General features: G+C 34.8%; 9 protein-coding genes. 3 read left to right on the top strand and 6 right to left on the bottom strand.

What is annotated here, in order from left to right:
* Positions 1 to 177: 177 nt before the first annotated feature.
* The 3 genes from EG2_RS16455 to EG2_RS16445 form a co-directional block, all read right to left on the bottom strand.
* Positions 178 to 453: a helix-turn-helix transcriptional regulator gene (locus EG2_RS16455; protein ID WP_060815436.1), complete on the bottom strand. Its 276-nt coding sequence runs from the start codon at positions 451 to 453 to the stop codon at positions 178 to 180.
* 39 nt (positions 454 to 492) lie between these two features.
* A complete protein-coding gene (locus EG2_RS16450; RefSeq protein WP_060815437.1) occupies positions 493 to 1,338 on the bottom strand; it encodes a rolling circle replication-associated protein in 846 nt (281 codons plus the stop codon).
* 205 nt (positions 1,339 to 1,543) lie between these two features.
* Positions 1,544 to 1,894 carry a hypothetical protein gene (locus tag EG2_RS16445; protein ID WP_060815435.1) on the bottom strand — a complete coding sequence of 117 codons (351 nt, stop codon included), beginning with the start codon at positions 1,892 to 1,894 and terminating at the stop codon, positions 1,544 to 1,546.
* A 181-nt stretch (positions 1,895 to 2,075) separates the two neighbouring features.
* On the opposite strand from EG2_RS16445, the gene EG2_RS16440 reads away from it, so the two are divergent.
* The 3 genes from EG2_RS16440 (at position 2,076) to EG2_RS16430 (ending at position 10,136) form a co-directional block, all read left to right on the top strand.
* On the top strand, positions 2,076 to 2,939 hold the full coding sequence (locus tag EG2_RS16440) for a helix-turn-helix domain-containing protein (RefSeq protein ID WP_060815434.1): 864 nt from the start codon (positions 2,076 to 2,078) through the stop codon (positions 2,937 to 2,939).
* Between the two features lie 244 nt (positions 2,940 to 3,183).
* Positions 3,184 to 6,660, top strand: coding sequence for an Eco57I restriction-modification methylase domain-containing protein (locus tag EG2_RS16435; RefSeq protein WP_060815433.1), 3,477 nt, complete (start codon positions 3,184 to 3,186; stop codon positions 6,658 to 6,660).
* Positions 6,660 to 10,136 carry a helicase-related protein gene (locus EG2_RS16430; protein ID WP_060815432.1) on the top strand — a complete coding sequence of 1,159 codons (3,477 nt, stop codon included), beginning with the start codon at positions 6,660 to 6,662 and terminating at the stop codon, positions 10,134 to 10,136. Before EG2_RS16435 ends, EG2_RS16430 begins: the two co-directional genes overlap by 1 nt.
* 434 nt (positions 10,137 to 10,570) lie before the next feature.
* Here the strand turns inward: EG2_RS16430 and EG2_RS16425 are convergent, their stop codons facing one another.
* The 3 genes from EG2_RS16425 to EG2_RS19820 all read right to left on the bottom strand — a co-directional run bounded on the left by EG2_RS16425 (position 10,571) and on the right by EG2_RS19820 (position 13,926).
* Positions 10,571 to 11,797, bottom strand: coding sequence for a tyrosine-type recombinase/integrase (locus EG2_RS16425; protein WP_060815431.1), 1,227 nt, complete (start codon positions 11,795 to 11,797; stop codon positions 10,571 to 10,573).
* 1,103 nt (positions 11,798 to 12,900) lie between these two features.
* On the bottom strand, positions 12,901 to 13,392 hold the full coding sequence (locus tag EG2_RS16420) for an AGE family epimerase/isomerase (protein WP_003128912.1): 492 nt from the start codon (positions 13,390 to 13,392) through the stop codon (positions 12,901 to 12,903).
* Between the two features lie 402 nt (positions 13,393 to 13,794).
* A complete protein-coding gene (locus tag EG2_RS19820; RefSeq protein WP_021150757.1) occupies positions 13,795 to 13,926 on the bottom strand; it encodes a hypothetical protein in 132 nt (43 codons plus the stop codon).
* Positions 13,927 to 13,964 lie beyond the last annotated feature (38 nt).

Genomic DNA, 13,964 nt, shown 5'->3' with positions numbered 1-13,964 from the left:
TAGTTTTGAAAGTTTTGGAATAAAGTTTGTTTACGCCTATCATCTCTTGGATATCTTGTGGATAGTAAAGCCGTAAACGGTAAGTCTCATTTTCTGTTTTGCTAATTGCCATAGTATTTCCCTCCGAATTTGCGAGCCGAAATCAAATACTATATATGGAGTATAACGATGTCGGAATTATTTTGCTAGGCTTGCTAGCCATTGATCAATGGCAATCCGGTCAAATCTATTTGAACCGTGGATTTGAATGAAGGGTAAGCCATCTTTAATCCAGCCATCTAACGTATTATTGGAAACTTGTAGATAGTTACAAGTTTGTTTTTTATTCATATAGCGGTGTTGCAGGTTTTCCTGTGTCTTAATTTTTTCGATTTCAGTTGTGATTAAATCAGATAGTTGAGTAGAAATGATGCCCATCTGGTCATCACTGAGTAAAATTTTCATTTCGGTCATATTCTCACTTCCTTTGAATTTTGCGTAGGGAATAATGAATTATTTTTTTATCTTGGTATAACGAACAATGCTTTCTTGAAAATCCATCACTTGTTCTGGATTCCCATCTTCATTAACAGCACTGTAAAATATTGGACGTCTTACGAGATACTCATTGGTATAAAGGACGTCTTGATTTGTGGTATCAAAAGGTTGATCCACGAGTTGTTTTGTGACGTTGGGCACTTTGAGGTTGCGCGATTTGAAGAACGCCTTTTTTTTATGCTCTTTCAAATCTAAAGCCTTATCGAAGTATTTACTAATATAGCGTCCACGATTTTCGATACTATCTACATCAATCTTGTTGATTTTGACAAATCCATGTTTCCAGATGGTTGTAAGGCGATTGACGGAGATAAAAGTAAAATCAAATAAAATGATGTGGTAATGGATGGCACCTCGTTCTTGTTTTTCCCACGTGGCAAGGTATTTTAGGTTTGCTTTTTTTGTGTGATAGAGTTCGTAGTTTAGTCGTTTGATAAATTTTTTGAATTCATTATTCGCATAGGCAATGTCTTGAATGTTTTCTCTGAAAGTGAGGGTTAAAAATTTTGTCCGATTGTCAAAGTTCATATCCACGAGTCGGGCAATTTCAAAGCGCATATTTTGATAGTATTTTTGTTTTCGTTTTAAGCTGTCGTATTGCCCTTGAGCAGATAGTTCATCATAGTTTTTTCTTTTATCAGTAGTTGAATTTTCTTCTTCATAAAGCCAAGCTAATTCTTTTTTTCGTTTTGGATTGGTTTCAATATTTCCTGTTTTTTGTTTAGGAGTAATGATCGCTTCATAATCATAAATTTCAAGGTACGTGGGAGTTTCAATGATTTTCTGATTATAAGCTTTCAAAACCATCACTCCTTGATGTGTATTCAGTTGTCAAAGAAACATCATTTTTCGCCTGATGTTGTTCTATAAATCAAGTTAAGGGGAAGTCCTGCAAAGCAGTCCTTCCAGCCTATGGATTTATTGGGCGGTCTTAACGGACAGAAGCGGCTCTATGGCGCTGCCCCGCCGTTCCCGTCCTAACCACCCAACAAACCCCATAGGAAAATTAGTTTTGCGTAGTAGGGCCTTGTTTTTTCGGAATCAAAGTAGCCGCATCTGCCGTGGCCGATAAGCCGTAGCTGACGAATTGACCGTTTGAGCGTCCCCAAGGTGAAATCACTAAATTGGCAAATGTAACCATTGCTAAACCTTGTTGGGTAAGTTCTTCCGGAGTAATCACAGGAGTTTCAGATTTAACTTTGAAATTGATTTTTTCGTAGCGGAGTTTTGGTAGGATACATTCATAACTCCAACCTAAAATTTCTCCGTCTTTTTGCCAGCGATTGATGTTGACGACTTGGTATTCTTTTTCGAGTTTTTCTTTTGGTAAAGTGAGATCATTGATTTTAATTGGCATAATAGCACTCCTTTTTGATATACGATAATTTATACGATTGGATTAAAAAAATATAGACGGCCATCTATGATTTGTATTTTATACGTTTGTTTATACGAAGTCAAGAGGTTTAGCAAAAAAAGATATACGAAATTTTATACGAGTGATATAATAGGGAAAAATGACAAGGAGGAAGTAATCTATGTTTGGCTTATTACAACCTGATAAAGTGAAGGTAGGACAACGAATCAAAGAAATCAAAGAGAATATGAATCTGTCCTTTACAGAGTTGGGCAATCGCTTAGGGATAAAGAAACCAACAATCAGCTCGTATGTTCAAGGCTATGCGTTAGCCCCTGAAAGTGTTATTAACCAATTATCGAGTATTGGTGGGAAACCAGTAGGCTGGTTTTACTTTGGTGACGTTGAAGAATATATTGCGGATTACTTGCGGTTAAAAGGGCAGAACAGGATTGTGCAAGAACATCCAGAAGTTGTAAAAGCCATCAAAGAAGAGTTTTACACTGGGGAGTTTAAAAATCCGGCATGGGAAAATGAAGTTGGTTATCCATGTGAGGAGTTTATGGATGATTATTTTTATGAACTGCAACAAGAAGTCATTAAAGAAGAAATTCAAAAAATGGTACGTGATCAGATAAAAAATTTACCGATTGCCGATGAATTATCTAAACAGAAGAAAGATGAAGCAGTCACCATTATTACGAGTGGTATCATCGAATATATGGATGTAGCCGGCGAGTTCAATTATGAAAAGAAAGATGATATGATTAAAATGGTTAAGCGAGAAATCGATAAGTACGATTTTTTTGCGGATAGTAATTTTGAAGATCGGTATTTAGTGGGGAAACTAATTAATATCTTGGGAGATCAACAAAAAACCAGCGAATTAATCAATCATTTATCCGAAGAGTTGACAGATAGGCCATTTACAGGATTGTTTGGTGGGGAAGAGTTGGTAGAAACGATTCAGACGTTAAGACCAGCGTTAATTAATCTGTCCAATAAAATTAGTGCTGATCAGCTTGAAGATTGGTTTGAAAAGTAAAATTAATTGAAATTAAGGGTTGATGATATGCCGCTAGGTGATCAATTGAGGTTGAACCGACAACGGATAGGGCTATCTCAGGGGGAAGTTGCAACTCGGCTCAATATTAAGTTAGTTCTTCAAGATTGACCATAGGATGTGGTAAGAAATCTGACTTGGGAATAGCCAGCTATAAAGATAGGTACCCCAGAAAATAAAATTTGAAAGTTATTTGAACGAATAGGAGCAGAGGAGCAAACTAAAAATGGAAATCGTGGATATGTTAAAAAGTTTGACCGCAGATGAGCAATCAATACAGATAGTTGCCGATTACTTGGGTTACTCAGTAGGACGTAATCCAAACGAACCAGAAAGTGAATGGCGTATGTTGTTTACTGATAAAATCCCAGATAAAACAAGCGCGGTATTGGCTTTAAAAACTGTATCTGACTTGACTCTAGAGACAAAAACAATGGATATTCGGAAGTTGCATAAACGAGTAGAGGAACTTGCAGTGAGTTTTGGGGGATCGTTTGATGCGGAAATTGCCGGGTTTGTCGGACAAAAAAGAATTGTATTATTCCGGCTGAGAAACGGCAATCGTGATGAGCGGTTGGACCTTAATGAAGAAACAATCGGGAAAGTCTTGTATCTAGATAATTTCAATATGCTGAAAAATAGCTCTATCACAGTTGAACAAGATGATTTTTGGGGTGGGTATGTCATTCACGGGTTGAAAGATGTGTTCAAACGTGAACTAACGAATCACTTCTTGATGATGGTAGCTTTGTATCGAAAAAAATTATCAGAGTTAATCACATCTAAACCTTATAAAAACGAACTAGCTCCATTGGTTTCTGACAATGCTCGAGCATATATTATTAAAAATGCTTTAACACAGTTGGTAGAAGATGAGTCCTATACAGCAGTCTTGTCAAATGTGGTTGATACGATAATTTTGCGGCAGTTGATGAGACGTTTTATCGAAGCTTATTATGGTAAAGATGAAGTACATCCTTTTGAATTAAGTGGTATTGCCTTAGGTGTTGGGCGAGGTACGTTAGATGAAGCAATCAAAGAAACGGTTGAGATTTATTCCAATTTGACTAACTCGACTGAATCGGCAATCAATAAGCTGAACAAAAAGAAAAGCGTAATTGAGAAATACGATGATTATGTTGAAATTAGCTTATTTGATGAAGATGAATATAATGTTACTAGTAAAATCAAAATGAAAGATGACAGCAAAAAACGTCTGATTGAACTACATGATAAAGCAACCCGACAATTTCAAACAGTTTATGGTGGCGATTTGTTTGCTTCATCAATTGGTAAAGTAACAACAAGGATTGAAAACTTAATTGTTGAACATGATGCTGAAATGTGGGCGAAGTTTTGGATCGATACATCGAGTGAAAATTATTCTTTCCGCTTTGAAGATGTGCCACCGGAAGCGTTGGAAAAACAATACGAAAATTCCATGTCGCAAAATGTCCAAATAAAAATTGAAGATGGTAAGCCAATTGTTTTTTATGGCGAAGATCTGCAGGAACAGAAGAATAAAGGAGCTTACTATACTGACGAAAAATTCGTCCAGTACATGGTGCAGCAGACCGTTGAAGTTGAATTCCAAAACCGTATCGCAGACGTCAAAGAAGCTATAAAAGACGGTAAAGAAGCTGAAATTATCAAAATGTTGGATTACTTGTTTGACATGAAAATAGCAGATTTGACAGCTGGTGGGGGATCATTCTTGCGTGGTGCTTTTAGACAGCTGGCTGAGAAGCATGATGCACTTGTTGGATTAAAAGTAACTGATACGGTTAGAGAAAAATATCCGATGATGCAAGCTGGTGATGAGGGCAGTTTTGCTTGGGAAAAATATATTCTAGACAATATGGTTTATGGCGTTGACATAGATTACAAAGCGATTTTAATTTCGTCACTGACGTTGATGCTTTCATCTCTACAGCACCGTCCTGTTAATCAAAAATTACCTGAACTAATCGGTAATACTTTGATTCATCAAAACTCATTGATGAACTCTGTACCTTTTTATGAGCGCGAAACAATCTATGCGAACTATCAAAAAGAAATCAAGGCGCTTTTGAAGCTGAAACGTGAGCAATCGCCAAAATATGAAAGCAAACGACAAGAGCTGCAGTGGACTTTGTTACAATACGTACAGTCGATTCTGAATGGTGAGACACAATTTTTGCACGTGGAAGCTTTGGAAGTTAATTTGCCAGAAGTATTTTTTGATGAAGATGGGAAGTTGAAGAAGAATGCTGGTTTTGATTGTATAATTGGGAACCCACCTTGGGAAATTTGGAAACCAAATTCGGATGAGTTTTTCTCACAATATAATTCTGAGTACTTATCTGCTAAAAATAAAAAAGGAAAAATGATCATACAAAATAATATTTTTGCTCAACTACCTACTGTTAAAGAAAAATGGAATGAATTAGAGACAAGAATTCAGTTGGGATCAGTTTTTTTTAGAAATGATAAAAATTTTAAGTTTCAAAGTTGGAAAGTTGAGGGACGGAAAACAGGTTCAGATATTAATCTATATAAAATTTCTATGGAAAGATTTTCACAGTTAACGACTGATTCAGGGTTGCTATCTATACTTGTTCCTGATAATTTAATGACAGATTTGGGCTCTACAGGATTGAGACACTTAATCTTTGATCGTATGCAAATCATTGAATTTTTATCTTTTGAAAACACAAAAGGAATATTCTCTCTAGTTCATAGGAGCTACAAGTTTGCAGTACTTACAATCAATAAGGAAATGATTCAAAACACTTATTTTCATTCGTTTTTTTATAAAACATCATTGTCAGATTTAAATAATGATTTGATTAAGCTGGAATATCCACTTTGGCTAGTAAAAGAATCAGAACCTGAGAAATACTCGCTATTTGAACCAAGAAACAAAACTGAGTTTAATCTCTATCAAAAAATAAAGCTTTCGTATCCTCCTCTTAGGGAATCGAAAATATTCGAATTAAAACAAGACTTTCACAGAACAAATGATACTGCGTTGTTTCAAAATTTGAATGATGAGAATCACCAATTTATACCTCTGTATGAAGGGAAACTAATTAATCAATTTCGCTTGGTAGGTGTTCCAAACGAAGGTGTACGAATAAATGACGCAGCAAGAAAAACCAATCAAGACTATAGGTTTTATCGTATTGGAATAAGAGCTGTTGCTAGGGAAACTGATAGACGAGCTTTAATTGCAACTTTACTACCAAAAAATTCTGTTGCTGCAAATAGTCTTTTGATGCAAAAAAACATGGCTGAATCTAGCTTGGAGGAATCACTTTTCATCTTAGGAATTCTTAACTCTTATACATTAGATTTCGTATTAAGAAAATTGATTACAATTAATGTAAATCAAACTTATTTGAAACAACTACCAATTCCACCAATGATGAATACTCCCTTTGCAGTAGATTTGATACAGCTTGTAAAGAGATTGCTAATGTTGAATGGGGAAAAGTATAAGGAAATAGATACCTTGCTGCCTGGAACTATTTTTTCTGATTTTTCATATGAAGAGCTTACTGCAGAAATAAATGCGCGTGTAGCTATTATTTATGGATTAGAGCGAGAGGAATTAATTAATTTGCTTAGAACTTTTGAATCGGCTAATCATAAGCAGGCTGTTCAAGAAGAAGCCCAGCGCATAATCGAAGTATATGACCGTCTGAAAGCAGGTGAAGAATAGTGACAAAAGAATACGAAGCTCTTTATAAAAGCCGAGTAGTTGATAATCGCAATGTTTCTATGGAATTTGCGATCAATCGTTTGCTTAGCCAAAATAAAGTTGATCGGTTTGATTTAGCAGTCGGATATTTTTATATATCCGGCTTGCTACTAATCAAAAATACTTTCACTGAGTTTATGGAAGTACGTGATGGTCATATGAGCATTTTGATGGGAAATGAGACGAATGAACTGACCAAAAATACTGTTCAAGCTGGTTTTTATATCAGTGAACTGAACGATGACGAACTGAAAAATGACTATAAAAATCAGTTTCAAGACGAAATTCGGTATTTGAACGAAGAAGATCAGCTATTTTTGATGAAATTTATTGATTGGCTGGAACAAAAGCGGATTGAAGTCAAAGTTTATACTGGTGAAGCAAACTATTTTCATGCGAAGAGTTATATGCTTTATGGTAAAGAAAATGAATACTCTGGTGAATCGTTAGTTGGTTCTTCAAACTTTTCGAGAAATGGTTTGCAAGGCAATACCGAATTAAATGTCTATTCCTCTGATAGTTTTAATGCTTTGCATGAGTGGTTCAAATCGATTTGGTTCTCAGATGAAGTCGATGTTTTTTCAGATGAACTAATCAAGACAATCAAACAAATCTATCCAGATGTACAGCAATCTAAACGCTATAAATCAGTTTCTGAAACTTATTATGATTTTGCGAATATGTTTGCTCGTCCATATGCTCAATTAGATGACGATAGAATTTGGGAAACTTTATATCCGCATCAACGTGAAGGCATTTTAAAAATTCAGAACAAGCTGCTGCAGTTTGGTACTGCAACATTAGCAGATGGGGTAGGGTTAGGCAAGACACGAACAACAGCTGGCGTAATACGCTTAGAGAAAAAAATTAACCCTCATTTAAAAGTAATCATTATTGCAGATAAAAAATTACATGAACAATGGCAAGCGGATTTAGATGCTGTAGATGTTGACTACAGTAATTTTAACTTCATCAATCGGGAAACATTTGCTCTAATGAAGCCAGCTGAGTTGGATCTGATTGCTGCAACTTATCAAATGATTGTAATTGATGAGGGACATCAAGGATTTAAAAATAGAACTACTGCAGCATATCGTCATGCGGAATATGTCTTTTCGCATTCGGCTCATAATATGAAAGGAATCATGTTGACGGCGACACCTTGGAACAACAAGCGTGAGGATGTGATTAATATCGGTTCACTATTTCTAGAAGTAGATAATATCCCACTTGATCGTACTTATCGTACTTATTTTGCTTTCGGAGCACGTGGAAAAGCAGTTAAAGCGTTGGCAAATGATAATAAAGCCTTTGCTGAATTTTGGGAAGATTTATTCTTGCAGCGGACAAGGAAAACATACGGTGGCGAATCTGTTACTTTTGCTGAACGTTTTTTTCCAACGATTGAAGTTCCCTTCGAGCCGGTGAAAGAACAAATTTTCAGCAATAACTTTGAAAGAATCGATAATCTACATTTCCCATATATGGATACACTACGTTTCTTTGTTCAAGATAGTAATAATGAATTGACGCCAGGCAGATTGAAATTAATGCTATTAAAACGTGCTGATTCTAGTTGGCTGTCTTTCGTAAATTCTTTGAAGGCGATTCAAACTAAGACTCAGCAGTTTGTTAAGGATTTTGACGCAATTGAAACATCCGGCAAGTACTTAGATCGATTGAAAAATTATCTATCCCATGCTTATAAGGTAGATGAATATTTTTCAAATAATTTGGGATTGTTGTTGAACATTAAGAATGAAGAAGACGAAGATCAACTGCCAAATCAATTTCGTGAATTTCAAGAAAAATCAAATCGAAATCGTCGAAAATATATCGAGCGAATTACTGGTCAAATTGAAAGTCTGACAGTTAAATCTTCTAAGAGAGTTTTTAATACGTTAAAAGCTTATGCAGTTAAGGATTTGGCTGTTTTGCAAAGTATGATTGATGAAGTTGAAAAGAATTTTTTACGTAAAGATGAAAAATTTGAAACGGTTTTGCAAAGTTTAATCATTGAGCGAGAAAAAGGTAATAAAGTCATTTTAGTGAGCCAATTCCGCGATACAATTCTGTATTACGCTGATAAGGTCAAAGAATCGAAAAAATTTGACTTAGATAACATCGGTGTAGTAACTGGTAATCCTGATGATAATAAAATTGGCATGGATCACTACTCTAAGAGTGCTATTTTAAATCGTTTTTCACCAAAATCAAAATTGCAGACAGAATTATTTAATTCAGAAAACGAAATCAATATTTTGCTTGGAACCGACACGATTTCTACAGGGCAAAATCTGCAAGATGCGACTGTTTTAATGAATTTGGATGTACCATACAATCCAATGCAACTAGAACAGCGAATCGGTCGAATCGATCGTCCTCGTGAGTATGGTCAAGTAGAACAGATTGATATCTACACTTTCCCAACTTATTCAGCAATTGAATCAATTTTGAAAATGACACAGCGCTTAGGGGAAAAGATGAAAGGTATTTATAGTGATACTGAATTTGATGATTTTGTTCTACCTGAGTATCGAGAATATGCTGAAGCTTTACTGAAAGAGAAAAATGCTACGAAAGCTTCCAAAGCCACGGAAAAAATGGTATTGGATAACGAATCAAAACAAATCATGAATGTTGGTGTATCTGCTGACTCTCATTCTGCTGATTATGATATGGCGAATAAACGAATGTACGATACTGTTCAACAAGGAGTTCATCGAGTTCTTGATCCAATTTATGATGATATCAGTTTTTCAAAAAATATTGGTAATGCTATCGTTGTTTTAAAAATGATTTATCGTGATGTTAATGGTGAGGACATCAGTAATGAAACAATTATTATTGATATGGATAAAATTAAAGAATGCACGATTTCTGATGCAGAGCGACGATTGAATGAATCAAAAGTAGCGAGCGTTTATTCGACACAGGAATATAGTGAAGCTAAAGCCGAGGTAAAAATACGTGATTATCGTCAAAAATTCCAACAGGTTTTAGAGCGGCATATTGAAAAAATTAATGATGATAATCAAAAAACAAGAGATAATTTTGACGGTATAGCCGATAAAACCTCTAAGAAAGCTGCATCTAATATTATAGATAGTATTAAAAATCCCAAACTAAGGGGAACAATTAAATCAAAAATTGAAGCTTTTGGTTTATCTGGTAAAGAAGTTCAGGAGTTAGCAAAGCGCATTGAGTTTATTGATTCAGACAGTGATCTATATGATTATGTTCAAAATATCGCAAACGATGTTCAAGAATTTTGGATGAATTTTGAGGAATACGTCGACGCTTTTGATTTGCAGAATATTGAATTGAACAGTGGACGAATTAATAAAAATGAACCAACAAAACGGATTGCTACTGTTGAAAACTCTGAAGTTATATTGGTAATGGCTAATTATTCAATCGGTAACGAAAGCCTATAAACATACTACTGTTAGAAATTAGTAAATTTTTTGGGGAGCTTTTTCTCTGAAAAAGAGTAATCAAATTAGATGTTAAGAAAAAAATCAATAAAAGAAAAGACTTATCAGTCATATATGAGAGACCTTTATTTATTGTTCATAGTATAGGTATATGTATTTGATAGTATTGGATCGGCTCGCAAGTAATTGACACCATTGCTTTCAAATAATTTGAAAGTCAATAAAGGTTTTCGTGTTTTTATCTCTCTAAATCGTTGCTATTAAAGCATTGTGAAGCTGTTTTAAAAAATGGTTGGGCTAACCAGGTCTTAAGAAAGCTCGTAAAGCATCACAGTTTTCAAAACGTTAATATCCTTTATATATCAACGTTCAAGACGCTTTCCAATTATTTGGAAAGTGTCTTTTTTTATATTTAGAACACATTCTAGAACACATTAATTAGATTTTTGTAATCCTCGCTGAAGCGCTTCGAACACAGCTTTATCAACTAAATCAGGTGTATTCACATAAATTTTTGTAGTTGAAATATCTGAATGTGTCAAAGCGTTAGAAATTTGATTCATATCAGCCCCACCTTGTCTAGCTAAAGTTGCGTAAGTATGTCGAAGTTTATGAGGAGTTAAATGAACCAAATGGGGATGTCTTTTTTTTATAGAATTAATTCGATAATTTAAGTAATCAGTATGGACTGGACAATTTACTTCACCAGAAGGTTTGGAGTAACTAAAAAGATATTGGTCAGGTGTCTGTTTAATTTTCAACTTCAATAGTTGTTCAGCTTGCACTGATTTCCATTCTTGCAATAGTGTCATTACAATTTCCGGAACTTGGATAATAGTATCTTTTCGACCTTTTGTAAATTTCTTTTTTGTGTGTTTATCCAAGGCATATTTAAGACGGACTGTTTGGTTTTCAAAATCAATGTATTTCCATTGCAAAGCATAGGTCTCACTCTTTCTATCCCCAAGATATAAAGTAAGCATAAAAAGAGTGTAATCGTGAAAGGAAAGTAATTGATCATTGAAATCATCTCTTACAGTGTCTAACCAATCAGTGAGTTCTTTCGAAGATAAAGCTTGTTTTCCTTCTCGTATTCTTTTTTCTTCCAGAGCAACTTTCTTAGGTGCAGTAATACTTTGAATTATTTTTGTTGTACGATTAAATTCAATATAATTTAGAACCTCTGCAATATCAAACATGGAACGAACATAGCATTTAATGATTTTTATGTTTGCATATTCCTTCGACTTTTTTGTGAGTTCATCTGATATTATTTCGGTATTTGCATTAAGATAGCTCATGGCATACTCACCAAATATAGGCAGAATATGCAATCGAAATAAATTCTTTGTATTAATGATGGTTATATCGCTTGGAGCTTTATGGGATCTAGTAGTTTGCCCTAACTCATATCTAGGAAGCCATTTAGATTTATAAAACTCCTTGAATTTTATTTGACCTTTGAGCTCTAATGAATTTGCATTCTCCTCTCTTAAGACTTTTGCGATTTTCTTTTTCATTTCATTTTCGGCTTTAATAGCCAATTGCCTAGTTGGAAATGTTTTTTGGAATTTTTCTGAACTGATACCTGTAATTTCTTTAAATTTTTTTGGATATCTCAAATTAGTTTTATATTTTCCATTTGAAAGCTTCGTAGGCAACTTCCTCACTCCTTAATAAAAAAGTAAGGCAGTATATTTCGCTACTTTTAGTATATGCAGTCAAAAGTAAAATTCAAATCTTTTTGAACGTATCCATAAAGCCTTTGATATCTTCTACATCAAAGCGAATTATACCGTCTATTTTTATTACGGGAAAATTATATATACGAATCCATTTATCTAAAGTATTGTTATCAATTCCTAAAAACTCACAGGTTTGTTTTTTGTTTAGATAGACTATTGATTTAATAAAATCATCCCCTTATAAATGAACTAAAATTTTTGAATTGCCTTGGGTAAGCACATAGGAATTTCACCTCTCCCCAGTTTACGGCGAGCCTTACGGAAGTATCATTATCTACTGCTATTGTCATGGCATTTTGTCTTCCCAAAACAAAAAGAAATCTCTAAGTAGTTATCGCTAAATAGGTCATGGCGTACTTGAATTCTTAGCTCGAATAGCAGGGAACGTTATTCAAAAATTATATTTAATTGTCAATGGTCAAAATAGGAATATCATCCTAGTCACTATTAACACCGAAAAACCATATGAAAAGGAAACAAAAATGCTAAAAAAGATTTTAAAATTGGAAAACATATTTAGAAATGAACAATCATATTTTTTTGACAGATTATTTAGTTTTTCATAAACAGGTATGTAAAAATTTAAAATAATAAATTCTGATATTGAAATAAAGATAGAAAATTAAAAGGGATTACCTTTATTTTAATTCAAAAATTATGAAAAATAGGGTGGAGTTGCTGGAGAGAATCAATTAGGTTGTAGTATTAAGGATAACCAAGAGCTAAAGAACCATTTGCGCATATATTTGCATCTAAGCAGAAATTACTAAAATAAACTATCAAAAAGCCAACTGTTCTTTAGTTGGCTTTTTGCGATGTCACTACAATTCGAATGATTCTCTAGAAGTCAGGTCGTCCTGTTTTTCTTACCTAGATAGGCGTGCAATTGTTTCTGTGTACATACGACAGGTATGGTAAGGGGCCTTTCCAAGCGTTGGCGATATCTTCTGTAGAATCTGGTGTCCATCATTGATGAGGTAGGCATACCATTCACTGTTAGATCGAGTATCCACAAAGTTTCATTCTACCATTTCGAAGTGGTGAGTAGCCAATTCATAATAGACCTTACTATTAGTTAATTGATACAGGTTGTAAAAGCCGATGATTGCTTCTGCTAGCGTCCACCAAGTTTTTCGAGTCAAGGTTTGAAGGGTATTTGAATGATCACAAATGATTTTGTTGTTATCGAAGCCTTTGGTAGCTACTTGAGTACCAAGATTTTCAATAAATTGACTGACTTGCACATCTTTGATACTAGTAACAGTCAAAGTCCGTTGCAATACCCAAATGGTTTCAATGTCATGGCTAAAACTGATTTCTTGGCTTAGAGGACACCAATCAGCATTGAAAAATTGGAGGCAGTTTGCTGGGGTCGCAATCTTATCTGTAAAGACAATGAGTAATCTTTGCAAGGTAGTTTTTACATCGAATGTTGGCGTCGTCATGTAGAAATTTATATATGCCTCTAAAAAGTGCAAATGGGTATTAGTGGTAAAGTCTAGATCTGGCAAATCGCTGGGTCCGATTGATTGGGAGGGAACGGGCTACCAGTTGTGGGAAAAATCCTCCTGATAACCATTTGTAAGAGGGTCATAAGACTTCTTTTCGAGAAAACTAAAGAGCGTGGTTGCCATTTTTAATGCAGACAGATCATGAAAGTCTAAGTAATACTCGCTAAGAACATAGAGGGCAAAACTATTAGCATAAGTGGTTTTATTGGGATCAGAGAGTATTTCAGTTGCGGTTAGCTCCCAGAAGATCCCCTGGGTTTTCCTGGTCCCAACAGACTTACCGGAAAAATTCATAGGCAGGATTCGCAGCAGTCTTTAGGCTAGCTAAAAAAGACTCAGTTAAGGATTTGTCTTGTAAAATGCGGCAGCAATGACTAAAACTCCATAAATACCGGGCGTTCATCAAGCAGCTCTTATTAGTAGTGGGATCTTATCCCGACGACCGTAAAAACCATCATGAATTAGATCCATCTTACCTTGCCAGAAGGGGATGATTTTTTGAGTGAGCTGCGTGTACAATTTTTTCTTATCCAAAAAAGACCTCCAATTTTATTATATTTACTATATCATAT

The sequence above is a fragment of the Enterococcus gallinarum NBRC 100675 genome (genome assembly GCF_001544275.1).
Classification (GTDB): domain Bacteria; phylum Bacillota; class Bacilli; order Lactobacillales; family Enterococcaceae; genus Enterococcus_D; species Enterococcus_D gallinarum.
The sequence above is the reverse complement of the archived record's forward strand: the minus strand, read 5'-3'. Positions and strand labels throughout refer to the sequence as shown.

Excerpts from the sequence above, each read along its gene's own strand:
- EG2_RS16455 (WP_060815436.1), bottom strand. The coding sequence starts at position 453 with ATGACCGAAATGAAAATTTTACTCAGTGATGACCAGATGGGCATCATT.
- EG2_RS16445 (WP_060815435.1), bottom strand. The coding sequence starts at position 1,894 with ATGCCAATTAAAATCAATGATCTCACTTTACCAAAAGAAAAACTCGAA.
- EG2_RS16440 (WP_060815434.1), top strand. The coding sequence starts at position 2,076 with ATGTTTGGCTTATTACAACCTGATAAAGTGAAGGTAGGACAACGAATC.
- EG2_RS16435 (WP_060815433.1), top strand. The coding sequence starts at position 3,184 with ATGGAAATCGTGGATATGTTAAAAAGTTTGACCGCAGATGAGCAATCA.